Raw genomic sequence first — 18,920 nt, forward strand, 5'->3', positions numbered from 1 at the left:
CGGCACCCAGTCCGCGGCCTCACGCGGCCGCGGCATTCGTTGGATTTGCGGTTCAGATCCGCGATTTGTTGAGCATGATCGGAAAGCCGGTGTCCGCCTTTCCGGATCACGCCTTAGTTCATCGGGCTGCGGCCCGTTTCCTTGAGGAATTCGTCGATCAGCGGCTGGCCGACGCGCGAGGCGACGTCCTTGTAGACCGGCATCATCGCCTTGCGCATCGCCTCGTCCTGCTCCGGCGTCAGCGAGATGATCTCGGTCTTGCCGGCCTTCTTGATCTCGGCGAGCGCGTCCTCGTTCTCCTTGGCCGACTGGTTGTTGCCGAACTCGGTGGCTTCCTTCATCGCCTTGTTGAGTTCGTCGCGGATGTCGGCCGGCAGGCCGTCCCAGAATTTCTTGTTCACGACCACGACATAGCCGATGTAGCCGTGATTGGTGACGGTCGCGTACTTCTGCACCTCATGCATTTTCTGGGTGTAGATGTTCGACCAGGTGTTCTCCTGGCCGTCGACCACGCCGGTCTGCAGCGCCTGGTAGACGTCGGAGAACGCCATCACCTGCGGGATCGAACCGAGCGCGCGGAACTGGGCCTCCAGCACCTTCGACGACTGGATGCGGAATTTGAGTCCCTTGTAGTCGGCGGGCGCGAGCAGCTTCTTGTTCGCGCTCATCTGCTTGAAGCCGTTGTCCCAATAGGCGAGACCGGTCATGCCCTTGGAGTCCAGCTTCTTGAGCAGCTGGGCGCCGAGCGGACCATCGGTCACCTTGCGCAGCGATTTCAGGTCGGGGAGGATGTAGGGCAGATCGAAAACTTCGAATTCCTTGATGCCGATCGGGCCGAACTTCGAGTTCGACGGCGCCAGCATCTGCACCGCGCCGAGTTGCAGCGCCTCGAGCTCTTCCTTGTCCTTGTAGAGCGTCGAGTTCGGATAGACCTCGACCTTCACCTTGCCGCCGGTGTACTTCTCGGCGAGTTCCTTGAACTTGTCGGCCGCCTTGCCTTTCGGCGTATCCGAGGCCACCACGTGGCTGAACTTGATGACGATCGGCGACTGCGCCGAGGCCTGCCCGACAAAGGTCAAAGCCGCGATCGACGCCGCGGCCAAAATGAACTTACGCATGTTTCCTCCCGCGTAATTGCGGAGCACGAATACCGGCCCCGAGACATCCGGTCGCACCATTACAGACAAGCAACGCCGATTGCCATTGCCCCTTTAGCAGGGGCCGATTTGCGCCGTTGCTGCACTGCAAAAATCGATACGGCGGTATCCCTTTCGGCTCTTGCGACCGTTCATGACACCGCCCGCACGCTGTGCCCGGCCATGGCGGCACGGTCAATGCGAGGTTTGGCAATGGCGAGTTCGCCGGGCGCGAATGCTGGTGCTTCTTGCCGGCTGTCGTCCCTGCGAAAGCAGGGACCCATACTCCGCAGCGAGAATTGTGAGCGGGACTTGTCGTTTGTCGTCCCGGCGCAGGCCGGGACCCATAACCACAGGGTTGAGTTGTTGAAGAAGGCTGTGGCCCCAGCGTCGCGCAACAATGAGCATTGGTGGTTATGGGTCCTGGCTTTCGCCAGGACGACGATGAGGATGGTTCTCGCACGATGTAATGCACCGTCATTGCGTACTTCATCCCGGTGTCATCGCCCGGTCGAGCTGTGCGATGACAGTTGAAGATGAGGACGCAGCTTCGCATTCTCGCGACACCATCTGTCCGGAGTTTTGCATTTCGTTCCGCCCTCTCTTGAAGAGGGCGCAGGGAAAGCCGGGTGCCGATCGCACCCATGGGCCCCGTGCAAAAGGTAGAAAGCACGGGGGTAGGACCACAGGTGTAACCGGAGCAATCCGGCTTTCCCTGCGCGATGGGTTACGGCTTACTTCGTGCTCTCCCCGGCGAGACTGGGCTTGCTTGTCACCGTCTTCGCAACGCGCACCGCGCAATCGGAAAAGACACCTGCCGCTAGGGCGTCAGGACCACACGACTTCACCGTCCGCCTCATGCGCACTCGTCAGTTGCGCAATCCGCGTCCACCGCATCTCGACCCACGTTCGTGACGATCGCGAAGCGCCCTCGATCGGGTGAGATGGACGTATTGAACATCTGAGTTGGGTGAAACGCCAAGCGGAATATTTTCTTACCACGATATTGACAGGTTTTGCTGAGTTGCCCGTCGTGTCCGATCGGCAACACACCTCCGAACGAACACAGCGCCATGCGGCACGCACGAACGCTGCGCCGGCGGCAACGGCCGCCGCATCCTCATTGCGTGATGGTCTTCGCGAGTTCTGTAAGAGGTCCCGGCTCGACCCGGATATCCCCGGCGAACGGACGCTCCTGCAGACCAATGAGTCTCAGCGCCATCACCACCGCGATCGAGAACACGCTGAGCGCCGTGATCTGCGCACCGGCCTTGTTCAGATGCACCAGCCCGATCGCGGTCTGCGTGACCACGCCGAGGACGATCACCAGGATCCATTTGGCATCGATCGTGCGATCGGACGCCAGCGCAAGCCGTTCGGAGCGGGCGCTGCCGGCGCGGACCGCGGCATTGAGCAAGGCGGTCTGCACCGGTGCGCCCGCTTTCTGCGCGATCCTGGGATCACTGACTTCCTGCAGCAGCGCGTTATAGGCGGACTCGGCCGTGCGCGCCTCATGGTCCTCCGTCATCGCCGGCCACTCATCGTTCACCAGGGCCGTGACGTATTTGGCAAGGACGGATCGGACGTTGCGCATGTCCAGGGCAGAGGCGATGCTGAGCGCATCGACGTTGCGCAATTCCCCCGCCTCCGATTGCATCGCACGGGCCGCTTGACGGTTGCGATCGGCAATATCACTGGCGAGAAATCCGGTCAGCAGCGCAAACAGCACGCCGACCGCACCAAAGAACGGAGCCACGACGCCTTCGACGCGGCGCCTCGCCTGAGCGGTTGCCGGGCTGAAACTGGCGATAACGATCGCAGCGCCGGTCGCCGCATAGAGGACGACGAGAACCGCAAACAATTCGTATGTCGGAAAGTCCAGCCAAGCCTTGATCATCGTTACGGCAACGCCCCCACAGCGACTGCAACCAGACTAGGGGCGCGTGACGTTCACGTCATCCAAAAACGCCCGCACCGGAAGGCGTACCCCTGAATGGAAGTCGTTGGCATGTCTGGGCATGGTCTCCTTTGAGCCGAAGAAGACATTGGCCAGATCGCAGTAATGTCCGCTCTGGGCCATATGCAGACGTTAGACTACGTCTCGATCCACTCTATCGACTTTGGAAGCGTCTCAGACTCGGCAAACTCCCGAGCGGCACGTAGGCCCTTCTCATAGGGTATGACATGCTGCCGTCGAAATTCCGTATGATGGGCGAGCCCGACGTAACAAGTCATAACCGGCTGCGTCCTGGCCTGATCACCGCGACTTACATAGTACGGCGGGTTGTGGTGTCCGTACTCAAAAGCGAGCACTGTCTCTTTGCCTCCCACCACCAGCGCAAGATCATTACCGTTTGAGGTCTGGATCGAGATCAAGTTCAATCTGCCTAGCGTTCGCGCCTCATCGCGAGCCTTATTGATCGCTCTATCAAAGTCGACAACAGTCGAAACTCGAACGGCCTTCTCGGCGTCATGAACGACAATCGAAAGATCCACAATCTTGTCTCGCTGGTCGTTGCTATCGGCGGAACGATATGCCTTGCTCTGCCGTCCGTCACCAGGTCAGCTTTGGGCCAAAAGGCGACCTCGAGCAGCGCCGCCGCAATGTCCGCTTTGGGCCAATAACAGACGTGGCAACGGCCTTGGACGCGTGGTCCGCATCCTCCCCGGCAACCATGTCAAGGGCGGTCATCGGCAGAAATTCCTCTGCCCTCAGTGGCCAAGTTCTGGAATTTCGGCTAGTTGAATCTGCGTGGCAATGCAATTAGGACGGCATGTCCGTCCTCGAGAGGACAAGGTCATGAAATTGTCGTCAAGGTTTGTCGCGCCATCCGCCGTCGCTATCCTGTCAACACTCCTGCTGAGCGGCCCCGCTGCGTCGCAAACCGCAACAGGCTCCAGCGCCCCGCTTCCCTCCATCACGGTCGACGCGCCGAAGCAGGCGGCAAGGCCAGTCGGGCCGAAGGAGGTCGCAAGCAGCAGGGTGGCTGCTCGCCGGACATCGCTGGCCGGCCACACGTCATCCTCAACCGCGCGAACGCCGTCGCCTGCGCCGGATTCGGTCTTGGGGAGGATTGCAAGTCTGGAGAAGGTCGCCAGCAACTGCAACGGGGGTTGCGAGTCGAGCCTCCCCCACGGCAAAGACCCCTGGGTTGGGTGTAGCGAGTCGGGCGGCGGACAAACACATGGACCTTTCTCGGCAACGTGCAGGGACAACCTTACCTACAAATCCTACGTGGATTGCGTCGAGACGAAATGGTTCCTGGGCGAGTACCGAAATAGAGCCTACTGGCTTTGCAGCAGCCTGCAGGCCGCGGGGAAGTTTCAAGTCGCCGACCTCAAGCGATCAAGACGTCCGCACTAGAACGTTTTCGAGCCATTGATCGCTTGGGCCAACGACGACATTGAAAACGCTTCACGTGGACGCAGTACATCTGCTGCGTCCACGGATGCTCGTCAGTGCGGCCGCTTCTCGCTTGTCCTCACCGCGACGCGGTGCTGATGTTCTCGCCAAAGAACTTCCACGTCTTGCCGTCGAATTTCGCGAGCTTGAACGTGTCGAAGGTGGAATAGTCGGTCGGCGACACCGATACCGTGATGCCGGGAAGCAAGAGCGGCAGCGAGACCTTGCTCAGGTTGGTGGCCTGCTTCAGCAGATTCTCGCGCGTCAGCACGTCTCCGCAGTTCTTCAGGATGATGGCCGTGAACTGCGCCGACAGATAACCGATCTGGTTGCTGCCATCGATCGGATTGCCTTCGGGATACCACTGCTTCATGAAGGCGAGATAGTCCTGCACGCCCTTGTCGGTGTCCCATGCGGGGTCGCCCACCACCTTGGTCGCCAGCGCGGTCATGAGACCGGTGGATGCTTCGAGGCCGGCAGGCTCGAGCACGCCGCCGATCGAGCTGGCGACGGACACGATGAAGTGCGTCGGCTTCCAGCCGAGATCGGTAACCTTGCGGATCGCCTGCGCGCCGAACTTCGGCGTCGTAATCGTCATCAGCACGTCGGCGCCCGCGGCTTTCAGATTGACGATCTGGGAATCGATCGTGGGATCGGTCACCTCGTAGCTGAGCTCCTTGACGATGAGACCGGCCTTCTCGCCCAGCCCCTCCTTGAAGCCCTTCAGATAGTCCTTGCCGAAGTCGTCGTTCTGGTAGATCACGCCGATCTTCGCGTTGGGCAGCTCCTTGGCGATGTACTTGGCGTAGATCTTAGCTTCCTGCGCATAGGGCGGATAGAACGGCGTGGTCCACGGGAATTCCTTCGGATCGTTCCACTTCGAGGCCCCGGTGGAGATCAACAGATGCGGGATCTTCTTGCCGTTCAAATATTTTTGGATCGACGAATTTGTCGGTGTGCCCAGTGAGCCGATATTGGCAAGGACCTCATCCTGCTCCACGAGCTTGCGCGTCTGCTCAACCGTCTTCGGCGGGCTATAGCCGTCGTCCATGCTCAGCAGCGTGATCTTCCGGCCGTTGATTCCGCCCTGGCTATTGATCATCTTCCAGTATGCGGCCTCGGCCCTGCCCTGCGTGCCATACGCCGAAGCCGGACCGCTGTAGGGCATGGTCTGCCCGATCTTGATTTCGGTATCGCTGGCGCCGGGATCGTATTTCTTGTCGGCAGCGAGAACCGCCGAAGTGGAAACAAGGCTGAGCGCGGCGACGGCCGCGAGCGTGATGCAACGCATGTGTTCTCCCCATTCGCGTCGCTGTTTGCCGCGACGTCCGGCGAGATCATGATCAAGCCCGCGCGAGATGTCGACCCCTGAAGTCGGGACATCGAACTGCGCTAGCCGTCGAGCGTCACAGCCCCATCCAACCCATCACGGCGCCGAACGTTGCCCACAGCGTCCATCCAAGCCCGAGCAGGCAGATTAGCGCAGCCGCCATCGCGATCGTCAGCAGCAGGCCGTCCTCCTGCAGGTAGGCGACCGCGATCAGGACGACCACCATTCCCGGAATGACGTTCACCAGAGGCAGCGGCCAGCCTGCCGAGAAGGCGAGCAGAAACACCACCAGTCCGACGAGGCGGTCGATCACGTCGCGACGCGCGTCCCAGCGCGGCCGGCTGATGCGCTCGATCGCCTGCAGCATCGGACGGACGAGAACGGTGAATCGCTTGAAGCGCTTGAAGTCGAACTGTCGCTTCGACAGGAAGCGCGGAAACGACGGCGCGCTGCGGCCACGCATCATCTCGACCGCCGGAAACAGCAGCGCCAGCGTCGCAACCGTCGCGACGCCGGGGATGATGACCAGCAGCCCCAGGAGCAGCAGGAGCAGGCCGAACGACCGCTTGTCCAGGTTGCTGAGGAGCCATTCGAGATCGACGGGGCCGTCCGGTGCTTGAGCGACGAGTTCCTCAAGAAGTTGGGACGTATGCGTGGGCGCCAATGGGGCTCCGGACGAAGGGGACATAGCTGCCAAAGTGGTCAGACTCGGCATCGATTGCAACAGCTGCCGAAGCAGACTAGGAAGCATGGGTGACCAACGATTCCGACCAGGCATGGCAGCACCATGCGCCGTCAAGCCCGATTCCCGCCGCGCGCCGCCGCTGGCCGTGGTTCCTGCTGATCGTCGTCGTCGCCTGTGCGGGCGCCGGGGGTGTCTATGCCTGGCCGCAGATCGCGCCGCTGGTCCCGTCCCTGGGCAACGCTGCGGCCAGCGACAGGGTGGCCGCAGGCGACAAGGAGACGTTGCCGGATCTGCTCGCGACCCAGCAGAAGCTCGAGGACGACATCGGCGCGCTCGGCAAATCGGTGGCGGACCAGCAGGAGCAGCTGAAGGCCGTCGTCGACCAATTGGCGAGCCTGACGTCGAAGGTCGACGCGCTGCAGCGCCCGGCTCCAGCCCCCGTGCCATTGCCGGCCACCGCAGCGGCCGACCAGCCGCGCGCGCCGGTCGCGCAGGCTGCCCCGAAGCCCCGAAAGCCGCCGCCGGCTCGGGCGCCAAAACCGGCAGGTCCGATTTCGACCGGTGGCGCACCGCTCAACGTGGCACCCGGCACCGGGGATCGCTGAGCCGCGCGGCGATCAGCGCAACAGTCGGCGACGGCAGCCTATCCGCCGGGCCGCTCCATGCCGGCCCGCTTGATCGCCGCGCGCAAGATAGCGGTATCCGAGGACAGAAAATCGATCAGACGCCTGGCAGCGTCAGGCGACTTTGAGTCGCTGACGACAGCGCCCGTGAAGGTCTGCACAAGCTGCAGATCCGGAGGCAGCAGACCGACCACCTCGATACCGGTCTCCTGAACCAGCTCGCTGGTCGGCCCGATCGAGAAATTCGCCTTGCCCGCGCGCAGCGCTTCGGCCGCCTCGGTTCCGCGCGCCTCGAGGGTGAGCTGCACCGTGTCCGGCAGGTTCAGCCTGGGGAAGACCTTGTCGCGAACGTATTGTCCGCTCGTGCTGCTTGGCGCCACCACCTGGCCCGCATCGATCAAGGCCTGTCTCAGCGCAACAGCGTTGCCGATGTCCGGCTTCGCAGCGCCTGAGCGAACCGCGGCCGCCAAGGGCGCCGTCGCGAGGCCCGTGTCGGATCCCGCACGAATCCGCCCGTCCTCGTTCAGCCCGCGAAGTCCCTCGCGCGAAAGGATCACCACGTCCGCTTTGGTGCCGTGCGCAAGCTGGTGCCTGATCGTTTTCGGACCGGAGCCCTCCGATGCGCCGGATCCGGTCTCCACCTTGATGCCGGTGCTGCGCTCGAATTCGGGCAGGACTTCCCGGTAGACGGCAGCGAAGCCGCCGGAAATGATCACCCTGATCGTTTCCGGGGCATCGGCGGTTGTCGGCGTCAAGGCAGCGGCACCATGTCGGCGGCCCGTTGGCTCATTTCTGAAGGTTTGCGGCAAACAGCTTGGCCGCTTCGGCTTTCGATTCCTGATCGGCCTTGGCGTCGTACCGGAGCGGCAGGTTGAACTTCTTGCCGAGCTCGGTGGCTTCGGGGTTCGTGAACGCGTGCACGGCGCCCGGATATTCGATGATCCGGTAATCGGCCTTCGCTGCGTCGAAATCCTTCTTCAGCGCATCGTACTGCTCGCGTTTCACGAACGGGTCGTCGGCGCCGTTCAGAATCAGGATTTTCGCCTTGACGGTGCCCGGCGCCGGTGCGGGAGTATTGAGACCGAGCGTAGCGTGAAAGCCGGCAACGGCGGCGAGATCGGCGCCGGTGCGCGCCATGTTCAGCACCACCGCGCCGCCGAAGCAGTAACCGACGGCGCCGATCCGCTGCGGATTGACCGAGGCCTGCTTGGCGAGCTGCTCGCGCGCGGCGTTGAAGCGCTGCTCCATCACCTTCGCATCCTTCATCACCGATCCCGCGAGCGCGCCGGCGTCCTTCGGATTGTCGGCGGTCTTGGCGTCGCCGTACATGTCCGCAATGAAGGCGACATAGCCCTGCTCCGCGAACTTCCGCGCCTCGTTATGGATATGCGGGGTGATGCCCCACCATTCGTGTACCATGACGATGCCGGGCCGCTTGGCCTGGCTCGCGTCGTCATAGACGACGAAGCCCTTCATCGTGGTCTCGCCGTCGGAGTAGGTGACCGGCTCTTCCTTGACCGCGGCGTGTGCGCTCGCGACCATTGCGATGGCGCAAAGTGCTCCGACGATGATCGTTCGCATGCTGATCTCCCTGCGGGTTGGCGTCGCCGCGTTGCGTTTGTTTTTGGCCCGGACGGCTATTCCGCCGCCGTCCGGATATCGATCTTCTCGGCGCGGACTGCGCAGAACTTGAACTCCGGAATCTTGCCGAACGGATCGAGCGCCGGGTTGGTCAGCAAGTTCGCCGCCGCCTCCGCGTAGCAGAACGGCATGAAGACCATGTTCTCGGGCACGTCGCGGTCGGCGCGCACCTTGACCTCGACCGCGCCGCGGCGCGTCTCGAGGCGGATGAAGTCGCCGGGCACGAGCCCCTTCTTGCGCATGTCCTTCGGCGTCATGAACGCGACCGCTTCCGGCTCGATCTGGTCCAGCACCTGCGCGCGGCGCGTCATCGAGCCGGTGTGCCAGTGTTCGAGCACGCGTCCGGTCGACAGCACCATCGGGTACTCGTCGTCGGGCAATTCGTCGGGCGGGATCACCTTGGCCGGCACGATCTTGCCGCGGCCGCTCTCGGTCGGGAAACCCGTGGTGAAGATGATCTCATTGCCCGGCTTGTCGGGATCGTCGACCGGATAGGTCACCGCGCCCTCACGAACCAGCCGCTCCCAGGTGATGTTCTTCAGCGACGGCATCAGCTCCGCCATCTCGGTGAAGACCTCGCCCGGCCCGGCATAATTCCAGGCCAATCCCATCCGCTTGGCGATCTCCTGGATGATCCAGAGATCCTGCCTTGCGTCACCCGGCGGCTTGATCACCTCGCGCGCCAGCTGGACGCGGCGGTCGGTGTTGGTGAAGGAGCCGGACTTTTCGGCGAACGCCGAGGCCGGCAGGATGACGTCGGCGTGGAACGCGGTCTCGGTGACGAACAGATCCTGCACGACGAGATGATCGAGCTTGGCCAGCGCCTGGCGCGCGTGCTGCAGATCCGGATCCGACATCGCCGGGTTTTCGCCCTCGACATACATGCCGTGGATCTCGCCGGCGTGGATCGCGTTCATGATCTCGACGACGGTCAGCCCACGCACCGGATCGAGCTGCTGCCCCCACAGTTTCTCGAAGGCGCCGCGCATGTCATCGCGGCCGACCGGCTGATAGTCCGGCAGGAACATCGGGATCAGGCCGGCGTCGGAGGCGCCCTGCACGTTGTTCTGGCCGCGCAGCGGATGCAGCCCGGTGCCGGGACGGCCGACCTGGCCGGTGATCAAAGCGAGCGCGATCAGGCAGCGCGCATTGTCGGTGCCGTGGACATGCTGGCTGATGCCCATGCCCCAGAAGATGATCGACGACTTGGCGCGGGCATAGGCACGCGCCACCTCGCGCAGCGTCTCGGCGGGAATGCCGCAGATCGGCGACATGCGCTCCGGCGTGAACTCCTGGATCTTCGCCTTCAGCTCGTCATAGCCCTCGGTGTAGCCGGCGATGTACTGCTCGTCGGTCAAGCCTTCGGTGATGATCGTGTGGATCATCGCGTTGAGCATCGCGACGTCGCTGCCCGGCTTGAAGGCGAGATGCTGCGTGGCGTGGCGCGACAGCGCCTGCCGCCGCGGATCCATCACGTAAAGCTTGGCGCCGCGCTTGGCGGCATTCTTGATGAAGGTCGCGGCGACCGGATGGTTCACGGTCGGATTGGCGCCGATCACCCAGATCACCTCGGCGTCGGCCGCGGCCGAGAACGGCGCCGACACCGCGCCGGAGCTCAGTCCCTCGAACAGGGCCGCCACCGACGAGGCGTGACACAGCCGCGTGCAGTGATCGACATTGTTGGAGCCGAAGCCGGTGCGGACCAGCTTCTGGAACAGATAGGCTTCCTCGTTCGAGCCCTTGGCCGAGCCGAATCCTGCGAGCGCCTTGGCACCCTTCTCGTCGCGGATTTTCCGCAGGCCCGCTGCGGCCAGATCGAGCGCCTCTTCCCAGGAGGCCTCGCGGAAATGGGTGTAGGGATTTGCGGGGTCGACCTGGTCGTTGGCATCCTTCTTCACGCCCGGCAGCCGCACCAACGGCTTGGTCAGCCGGTTCGGATGATGGATGTAGTCGAAGCCGAAGCGGCCCTTGACGCAGAGCCGGTTGTGATTGGCGGGACCGTCACGGCCTTCCGCGTAGATCACCTTCTCGTCCTTGACCTCGTAGGTGACCTGACAGCCGACGCCGCAATACGGGCACAGCGAGTCCACCTTGCGGTCGGGATAGACGACGCGCGTCTGCTTGTCGTCGAGCATCACGGCCGGCATCAGCGCCCCGGTCGGGCACGCCTGGACGCATTCGCCACACGCGACGCAGGTCGATTCGCCCATCGGATCGTCGAAGTCGAACACGATTTTCGAGCCGTGACTACGATAAGCCATGCCGATCACGTCGTTGACCTGCACCTCGCGGCAGGCCCGCACGCAGAGGCCGCACTGGATGCAGGCGTCGAGATTGACGCGCATCGCCGGATGGCTGGTGTCGGCGTGCCAGCGTTCGGTGGCAGGGAAGCGGCTTTCGGTCACGCCGGTCTTCTCGGCCCAGTGCCAGAATTTCGAGTCCGGATCGTGCGAGGTCTCGCGCGCCGGCTGATCGGCGACGAGCAGCTCCATCACCATCTTCTGCGCGGCGACGGCGCGCTGGCTGGCCGACTTCACCTTCATGCCGACCGAAGGCGTCCGCTTGCAGGACGCCGCGAGCACGCGCTCACCTTCGATTTCGACCATGCAGGCGCGGCAGTTGCCGTCCGGCCGATAGTCCGGCTCGGGCGAATAGCACAGATGCGGGATCTCGGTGCCCTGGCGCTTGGCGACCTGCCAGATGGTTTCGCCGACCCGTGCCTCGACCTGGTGCCCGTCGAGCTCGAACTGGATCGTCTGGCCGGAGTTGTGATCGTTGCTCATTCAAAATCCTCGTCGAAGTTCGCCTGCTTGGTCCGCCTACTCAGCGGCTTGCTGCGGACGAAACCCGTCCGGAAAATATTTGATCACCGAAGTCAGTGGATTGGAGGCCGCCTGACCGAGCCCGCAGATCGACGCGTCACGCATCGCCTGGCTCAATTGGTCGAGCAGCTCCTTGTTCCAGACCGGTTGCTGCATCAAGAGCGCCGCCTTCTCGGTTCCGGCGCGGCAGGGCGTGCATTGCCCGCAGCTCTCGTCCTCGAAGAACTTCATCAGGTTCAGCGCGGCCTCCCTGACGTCATCGGCCTGCGAGAGCACGATGACGGCGGCGGAGCCGATGAAGCAGCCGTACTTCTCCAGGGTGCCGAAATCGAGCGGGATGTCGTCCATCGATGCCGGCAGGATGCCGCCGGACGCACCGCCCGGCAGATAGGCCTGCAAGGTGTGGCCGTCGGCCATGCCGCCGCAGAACTCGTCGATCAGCTCGCGCAGGGTGATGCCGGCCGGCGCGAGCTTGACGCCGGGATCCTTGACGCGTCCCGACACCGAGAAACTGCGCAGACCATGGCGCTCGTTGCGGCCGTGGCTCTTCCACCAATCGGCGCCCTTCTCGACGATGTCGCGCACCCACCACAACGTCTCGATGTTGTTGATCAGCGTCGGCAGGTCGAACAGCCCGACCTGGAACGGATATGGCGGCTTGTGCCGCGGCAGGCCGCGCTTGCCCTCGATCGATTCCAGCAGCGAGGATTCCTCGCCGCAGATATAGGCGCCGGCGCCGCGCCGCAGATGCAGCACAGGGCCACCAGGCGGAAGCTTTGCGATCTCGCGCGCGAGGATCTCGCGGCAGGCCGGGTACTCGTCGCGGATGTAGATGTAGACTTCGGGCGCCTCGACCACGAGGGCGCCGATCAGCGTGCCCTCGAGGAAACGATGCGGATCGGTCTCGAGATAGTAGCGGTCCTTGAACGTGCCGGGCTCGCCTTCGTCGCCGTTCACCGCCATCAGCCGCGGACCGGGTTCGCCGAGCACGGCGCGCCACTTGCGCCCCGTGGGGAAACCGGCGCCGCCGAGACCGCGCAGCGACGCATCGTCGAGCGCCTTCAGCAGGTCTTCTCGCGGCAGCTCGCCCGAGCGCAGCCGCGTCAGCAGCTTGTATCCGCCATCGGCAACATAGGCGTCGTAATCGACGTAAGGCGGAAGATGCACATGGGTGTCGCCGCTCTTCGCCACAGCGAGCACGTTGGTGACGGTGGCATGATCGACGAAGTTGTGGCCGACCTCGGCAGCGGGTGCGGTGTCGCATCGGCCGACGCACGGCGCCCGCACGACACGGATGCCGGGGCCGGCGCGGCTCTGGAGATCCTTCAAAAGCTTCTCGCCGCCGAGCATTGCGCAAGTCAACGAATCGCAGACCCGCACGGTGAGTGGCGCGATGTCAGGCTCGCCTTCCTTCACGATGTCGAAATGCGCATAAAAGGTCGCGGTCTCGAACACTTCGGCGAATGACAGCTTCATCTCGTCGGCGAGCGCCGCAAGATGCTGCGCCGAGATCTGGTGATACTTGTCCTGGATCAGATGCAGGTATTCGATCAGCAGGTCGCGACGCCTCGGCCGGTCCGCGAGCAGTGCCTCGATCTCATGAGCGGCCGCAGGGTCGACCTGGCGTCCTTTGGGCGTGGCTTTCGCGCGCTTCCTGCCTGCTCCAGGATGCTCGAACGCGCGGACCTTGTGAACGTCGTCTCCACTCATGAAACCTCGCCTTGGAACCCGGCTTTGCGCAAGTTGCGCCGGTTCGACCCAACTCTATTCTCTGGCATGCCACAGGCAAGCACATTTAGAACGCCTCTAGCAGCGTCGGGTTGCCGCGCAGGCCGTTGTTAATGTTTGCCTATCGGTCGATCTGATTTCCCAATCACGCGCGCATCCAGCTCACGCGATCTCGACCGCGTCTCGCGGCCTCAGAGCAGGTCGGCGTAGCCGAGAAAGCCGACCAAATCGCCCGGCTCGACCCGCACGACGGCTTCGCTGAGCTCGATCAGCCCATCCGTGTCGATCAGCGACGACAACAGGCCGGCCCCTTCGCGCGGAAACTTGATCGCCTCCAGCGCGCCGTCCACCGCCCGACGCAGCGAAGCGCGCACATATTCGCGGCGGCCGCTCTTCTTCTTGTAGCTGAAGGCGGCTCGAACCGGCATCGGCAGCAAGGCAGACGGCACGGCGCCCGAGAGCGCCAGCACGGTCGGCCGCACCACGTGAACGAAGGTGACGAAGCTCGCCACCGGATTGCCCGGCAAGCCGATCAGCGGCGTGCCGTCGATGATCCCCATCGCCACCGGACGGCCCGGCTTGATCGCCATCCGCCACAGCACCAGCGAGCCCGCCTGCTCGATGCCGGCCTTGACGTGGTCCTCTTCGCCGGTCGAGACGCCGCCCGTGGTCAGGATCAGGTCGTAGCGTCGTGCGGCCTGCGTGAGCGCGGCAGCAAGTTCGGCCCGTTCGTCGCGCAGGATGCCGAGATCGCCGACCTCGCAACCGAGCCGCCGCAACATCGCGATCAGCATGAAGCGGTTGGAATCGAACAGCTGCGCTTCGGCGCGCGGGCTCCCCGGCGCGGCCAGCTCGTCGCCGGTGGAGAACACCCCGACGCGCAGGCGCCGCACCACGTCGAGCGTAGTAAGCCCGAAGGCCGCGGCGACCGCGATGTCCTGTGGCCGCAGCCGCCGGCCCGCCGCCAGTGCGACATGGCCGCGTGGAATATCCTCGCCGGCCGGACGCACATTGGCGCCGGCCTTTAGGCCCGACGGCAGGATCACGTTGCCGGCATCGTCGATCCGCACGTCCTCCTGCATGAACACGGTGTCGGTGCCCTCGGGCATCGGCGCGCCGGTGAAGATCCGCACTGCCTGGCCGGGCCGCGCGGGCTCGGCCGGCGCTCCTGCCTGCACGCGCCCGGCGACGGGAAACGCGCGCTCACCGCTCGCCGGCAGGTCTGCGCCGGAGACCGCGTAGCCGTCGACGGCGGAATTCATGAAAGGCGGCAGCGGCAGCGGCGCGGCCACGTCGTGGCTGAGGATCCGCCCGTCGGCGTCGACCAGGGCAACGGCTTCCGTCTCGCCGACCGGCTTCACGCGCGAGGCGATGATCGCGACGGCCTCGTCGACCGACATCATCGGTCCGCCGAACGCGAAGCAGTCGTCGGAAAGCTGCGCCATGATGTCCCTCAGTCCTCGGCCATCGACAAGATTTGTTCGACCCACATCGCGAACCGCGGCGTTATCCTTAAAAGCCGGACCATCCTGACGAATCCCTGCCAGTTCCGGCGAGGCGGCGGAGAGTGGCCAGTCCGTCTCCGATCGTGCTTATATCTCCTGCTTCGCTGCCATGTGAACCCATTGGGACGCCGACCTGTGACCAAGAAGACCACCGCGCCCGTTATTGTTCCAGACCCGGACGACCCGCGACTGACGGAGCGCGTCATCGGCATCGATCAGACCGGCGCGCCGACCGAGATCAGGGTACCGGTCGAGCGGCCGCTGACGCTGTACCTCAACGCGCAGGAGATCGTCACGATGATGACGATCAACGACTATCCCGAATACCTCGCGCTCGGCTATCTCCTGAACCAGAACATGCTGAAATACGACGACGTCGTCACCGAGGTCGAATATGACGACGATCTTCAGGTGGTGGTGGTCCGCACCGAGCACCACACCAATTTCGAGGCGAAGCTGAAGAAGCGGACGCAGACCTCGGGCTGCGCGCAGGGAACGGCGTTCGGCGACTTGCTCGAAGCCGTCGAGAAGGTCGCGCTGCCGAAGGCCGAACTGCGGACCTCCTGGCTCTACCAGATGACGCACACCATCAACACCATGCCGTCACTCTATCTGGAAGCGGGCGCCATCCACGGCTGCGTGCTGTGTAAGGAGAGCACGCCGGTCTGCTACACCGAGGATGTCGGCCGGCACAACGCCGTCGACAAGATCGCGGGCTGGATCTATCGCCACAATGTCGATCCGGCCGACAAGATCCTTTACACCACCGGACGGCTGACTTCCGAGATGGTGATCAAGACCGTGCGGATGGGGATCCCGATCCTGGTCTCCCGCTCCGGATTCACCGCCTGGGGCGTCGATCTGGCGCGACAGGTCGGATTGACCTTGATCGGGCGCGCGCGCGGCAAGCGCTTCATCGCGCTGTCGGGTGAGGGGCGGATCGTCTACGACCAGAACCTCGACTATGTCGAAGAGGAATCGATGCGGCACAAGCGCAAGGGCGAGGCCGACAATGACTGATATCCCGGGCGTGCTGCTGGCCGGTGGCCTCGCGCGGCGGATGGGCGGCGGCGACAAGCCGATGCGCAAGATCGCCGGCCGGACCATTCTGCAACGGGTGATCGACCGTCTCGCCCCGCAATGCGGCGGGCTGATCATCAACGCCAATGGCGACCCCGCGCGCTTCGGCGCCTTCGGCCTTCCGATAGTCGCCGACGATGTCGCCGATTATCCCGGCCCCCTCGCCGGCATCCTGGCCGCGCTCGACTGGACCGCGGCCAACCGGCCGGATGCGAAGTGGGTGCTGAGCGCTGCAGGCGACTGTCCGTTTCTTCCGCGTAATCTTGTCGCACGCCTGGAGCAGGCGCGTGCGGCGGAGAATGCCGAACTCGCGGTCGCCTCATCCGGCGGCCAGACGCATCCGGTCATCGGTCTCTGGAGCGTGCGGTTGCGGAACGAGTTGCGCCATGCACTGGTCGAGGAGGACGTGCGCAAGATCGATCGCTGGACTGCGCGTTATCCGCTGGCAACAGTCGAGTGGCCGACCGAGCCGCTGGATCCGTTCTTCAACGCCAACACCGTCGAAGACATCGCGGAAGCCGATCGCATCGCCGCACTCGACGGCGGATGAGACGCGCGCCTGCGCTTGCGTCTGGAACGGACATCCCCGGTTGCGAGCACGCAGCTAGCCGAGCTGTCTGCCGGCCCGCCCTCTCCGATCCGTTTCCACGGCGCGCAGATAGTCCAGCATCAGGCGGCCGGTTGCGGACAAATGCGCGGCATCGCGGACCACGATCTTCAGCTCGCGCCGCCCCCAATCGTCCCGCAATGGGATCGCACGAAGCCCCATGCCGGCGCCGACGACCGCGAAGGCGCGATCAGGAATCAGGCCAAGGCCCATATTGGCCTGCGCCATGCGGCAGACGGCATCGAAGCCGGGCACGTTGATGCGCAGCCGCATCGTCTTGCCGGCTTGCGTGGCCGCATATTGCGAGCGCAGATAGATCGAGCTCGCGGTGTGCAGGCCGATATGGTCGAAATCGAGCGTCTCGGTGAACAGCAGTTTCTCGCGGCCGGCCAGCGGATGGTCCGGCCGCATCACGACCACCAGATTGTCGTAACGATAATGGAAGGCCTCGAGCGCGCGGCTGTCGGCCTCGGCCGAGCAGATCCCGATCTCGGCGGCGCCCTCCTCGATGCCGCGCACCACCTGCCCGCTCGGCCGCTCCTGCAGATCGACGCGAAGCAATTCATGCGCCGCGAAGAAGGCGGAGAGGTCCTCGGGCAAATACTGCACGATCGCCGAGAGGTTGGCGAGCATGCGGACATGGCCGCGCACGCCTTGCGAATATTCCGACAGCTCGACCGCGATCTTCTCGACATTGAGCAGCGTGACCCGGGCGTGATGCAGCAGCGCCTCGCCGGCCGGCGTCAGCGCCATGCCCTTGGCGAGCCGCTTGAACAGCGTGACGCCGAACGCCAGCTCGAAATCGTTCATCCGCTTCGACACTGCGGAGGCCGCAATCCCCTCGCGGTGCGCGGCGCGGGTGAGGTTCTGCTCGTCGCAGACCGCGACGAACAGGCGGAGCGTGGTGAGATCGACGCGGCGGGTCAGCGCGGTCTCCGCGGGCGTGGCGGCGCGCGAGATGTCGACGTCGATGGAGGCAAGCGGCATGGGCGGCGTCCCCGGGAAAGACCGCAGGGTAGCGCTGGAGATGGCGCGGAAGATTCCAAAACAGTGCGAGATGAGACGGATTGTTGGGAAATGATTCCAACAATGAGCTCAGTCGGCAGATTCTATCCTAAGCCGATCCGTCAGGATGCCGCGGCGGGTTGACTCAGAGCCGTCCGGAATAACTTGCGAGCAGCTTCACGAGATCGGCCTGTCGCTTCGTGGCGGTCTTTTCATAGATGCGATGCAGATGAGTCTTGACGGTTTGCTCGGAAATGCCGAGCACCGGGGCGACTTCGGGCACGCCGCCGATCTCGACGATCGCAAACATGACCCGAACCTCCGCCGGCGTCAGCCTGAACTCGTCGGCGATAGCCTCGGGCGGTGACGGTAAATCCAGCGCGGCCTTGCGGACGAACACAGCCGCCGCTGCCGAGTAGGAAACTCCGGCCTTGCGGCGCGCGCCCGAGGTCAAGGGCAGCACGTGAGCGACGTAGCGCTCGCCGGTGCGCGCGGTCAGCGGCATTGCTATCCCCTTCTTTCCGACGGCCGCATCGCCCGCCTGGGCCGCCGCGAATATTTCAAGCAGATGCCGGTTGCCCTCGGGATCAAGCGCTGCGATCCGGCCGCGGTTGGAACGCAGCACATCGGCCTCGGCGATCAGGCGATGGGCGCTGGCATTGGCATGGATGATGCGGCCGGTCGAATCGACAATGAACATGCTCGAGACGAGTTCGTCGAGACTGTCCGCCAGCGCCGCTGCCTCGACGCGATGGAGATCGATGACCTTGCCAATCAGCATGGCGCGCCGGACGTGCGGCGTAATCAGTTCGAACCGCTGGCGCATGCGGTCGTCGACCTGGCCCTGCCCGGCGTGACGCATGGCGGTGAACAGCGCGCAGCTCGTCACGCCCTTCTCCAGGTTCGAAAACAGGCCGTCGGTCAGGCCTTGCGGCAACAGCCATTCGCGAAAGAAGCGCGTCCGAACGAACTCCTCGCAGGAAATCACGTCGGGGACGGCGACCGGCTGCTCCACTTCGAAAAAGACGACGCCCGGAAAGATCGGATTGATCTTGCCGTACCCCTCCCGATAGAGCTTGAAATAGTGCGGCGCGTCGGACTCGCGGCCCCACCAGAACAGCGCGTCCGTTGCCCTGCTGACCGAGTCCTGCGAATGCAGGCTGGCGGAGGCCGCGCCGATGTAGCCGCAGATGGTTTCAAACGCACTCGGCCACAGTGCCGGGTCGAGCGAAGCATCATAGATGTCGCCGATGACCCGCGACAGTTCGTCAGCTTCACGCATGTCGGTGGCTCCAGCCTGCTGAACCGACCCCAGCATCGTAGCACGTCCGGGGAGCCGGCAGCCAGCGCCTCAA

15 protein-coding genes are annotated in these 18,920 nt (G+C 64.2%); 3 read left to right on the forward strand and 12 right to left on the reverse strand.

The genetic code is table 11. The annotated features are described in order from the left end of the window. Positions 1-113: 113 nt before the first annotated feature. From ACOIX3_RS29645 to ACOIX3_RS29665, 5 genes are all read right to left on the reverse strand, one after another. Complete coding sequence (locus ACOIX3_RS29645) at positions 114-1,118, reverse strand: TRAP transporter substrate-binding protein (protein ID WP_420965501.1); 1,005 nt, start codon at positions 1,116-1,118, stop codon at positions 114-116. 1,138 nt (positions 1,119-2,256) lie between these two features. Then, positions 2,257-3,033, reverse strand: a complete 777-nt coding sequence (locus ACOIX3_RS29650; protein WP_420965502.1) for a DUF4239 domain-containing protein — start codon at positions 3,031-3,033, stop codon at positions 2,257-2,259. 197 nt (positions 3,034-3,230) lie between these two features. Beyond that, the gene (locus tag ACOIX3_RS29655) at positions 3,231-3,632 is read right to left on the reverse strand and encodes an Imm1 family immunity protein (RefSeq protein ID WP_420965503.1); all 402 of its coding nucleotides are present in this window, start codon (positions 3,630-3,632) and stop codon (positions 3,231-3,233) included. Positions 3,633-4,618: 986 nt separating this feature from the next. Then, a complete protein-coding gene (locus ACOIX3_RS29660) occupies positions 4,619-5,830 on the reverse strand; it encodes an ABC transporter substrate-binding protein (protein WP_420965504.1) in 1,212 nt (403 codons plus the stop codon). Between the two features lie 115 nt (positions 5,831-5,945). After that, entirely contained in the window at positions 5,946-6,584 is a 639-nt protein-coding gene (locus ACOIX3_RS29665; protein WP_420965505.1) for an exopolysaccharide biosynthesis protein, read from the reverse strand. 38 nt (positions 6,585-6,622) lie between these two features. On the opposite strand from ACOIX3_RS29665, the gene ACOIX3_RS29670 reads away from it, so the two are divergent. After that, entirely contained in the window at positions 6,623-7,159 is a 537-nt protein-coding gene (locus ACOIX3_RS29670) for a hypothetical protein (RefSeq protein WP_420965506.1), read from the forward strand. A gap of 38 nt (positions 7,160-7,197) precedes the next feature. On the opposite strand, the gene ACOIX3_RS29675 is transcribed toward ACOIX3_RS29670, so the two are convergent. From ACOIX3_RS29675 to glp, 5 genes are all read right to left on the reverse strand, one after another. Then, on the reverse strand, positions 7,198-7,893 hold the full coding sequence (locus ACOIX3_RS29675) for a substrate-binding domain-containing protein (RefSeq protein ID WP_420965507.1): 696 nt from the start codon (positions 7,891-7,893) through the stop codon (positions 7,198-7,200). A gap of 70 nt (positions 7,894-7,963) precedes the next feature. Continuing rightward, entirely contained in the window at positions 7,964-8,758 is a 795-nt protein-coding gene (locus tag ACOIX3_RS29680) for a dienelactone hydrolase family protein (RefSeq protein ID WP_420965508.1), read from the reverse strand. Positions 8,759-8,814: 56 nt separating this feature from the next. Further along, on the reverse strand, positions 8,815-11,601 hold the full coding sequence (gene fdhF, locus ACOIX3_RS29685; protein WP_420965509.1) for a formate dehydrogenase subunit alpha: 2,787 nt from the start codon (positions 11,599-11,601) through the stop codon (positions 8,815-8,817). A 36-nt stretch (positions 11,602-11,637) separates the two neighbouring features. Next, the gene (locus ACOIX3_RS29690; protein WP_420965510.1) at positions 11,638-13,350 is read right to left on the reverse strand and encodes an NAD(P)H-dependent oxidoreductase subunit E; all 1,713 of its coding nucleotides are present in this window, start codon (positions 13,348-13,350) and stop codon (positions 11,638-11,640) included. A 209-nt stretch (positions 13,351-13,559) separates the two neighbouring features. After that, a complete protein-coding gene (glp, locus tag ACOIX3_RS29695; RefSeq protein ID WP_420965511.1) occupies positions 13,560-14,813 on the reverse strand; it encodes a gephyrin-like molybdotransferase Glp in 1,254 nt (417 codons plus the stop codon). A gap of 195 nt (positions 14,814-15,008) precedes the next feature. Here glp and ACOIX3_RS29700 point away from each other — a divergent pair, with 195 nt between their 5' ends. Together ACOIX3_RS29700 and mobA are read left to right on the forward strand one after the other, a co-directional pair. Continuing rightward, the gene (locus ACOIX3_RS29700) at positions 15,009-15,893 is read left to right on the forward strand and encodes a formate dehydrogenase accessory sulfurtransferase FdhD (protein WP_420965512.1); all 885 of its coding nucleotides are present in this window, start codon (positions 15,009-15,011) and stop codon (positions 15,891-15,893) included. Further along, positions 15,886-16,503 (forward strand): molybdenum cofactor guanylyltransferase MobA, encoded by a 618-nt coding sequence (gene mobA, locus ACOIX3_RS29705; protein ID WP_420965513.1) that lies wholly within the window; start codon positions 15,886-15,888, stop codon positions 16,501-16,503. The genes ACOIX3_RS29700 and mobA overlap by 8 nt, the downstream gene beginning before the upstream one ends. Positions 16,504-16,557: 54 nt before the next feature. On the opposite strand, the gene ACOIX3_RS29710 is transcribed toward mobA, so the two are convergent. Further along, positions 16,558-17,547, reverse strand: coding sequence for a LysR substrate-binding domain-containing protein (locus ACOIX3_RS29710; RefSeq protein WP_420965514.1), 990 nt, complete (start codon positions 17,545-17,547; stop codon positions 16,558-16,560). A 163-nt stretch (positions 17,548-17,710) separates the two neighbouring features. Then, a complete protein-coding gene (locus tag ACOIX3_RS29715) occupies positions 17,711-18,847 on the reverse strand; it encodes a helix-turn-helix transcriptional regulator (protein WP_420965515.1) in 1,137 nt (378 codons plus the stop codon). Between the last annotated feature and the right edge of the window lie 73 nt (positions 18,848-18,920).

The sequence above is a fragment of the Bradyrhizobium sp. B120 genome (assembly GCF_049075665.1).
Taxonomy (GTDB): domain Bacteria; phylum Pseudomonadota; class Alphaproteobacteria; order Rhizobiales; family Xanthobacteraceae; genus Bradyrhizobium.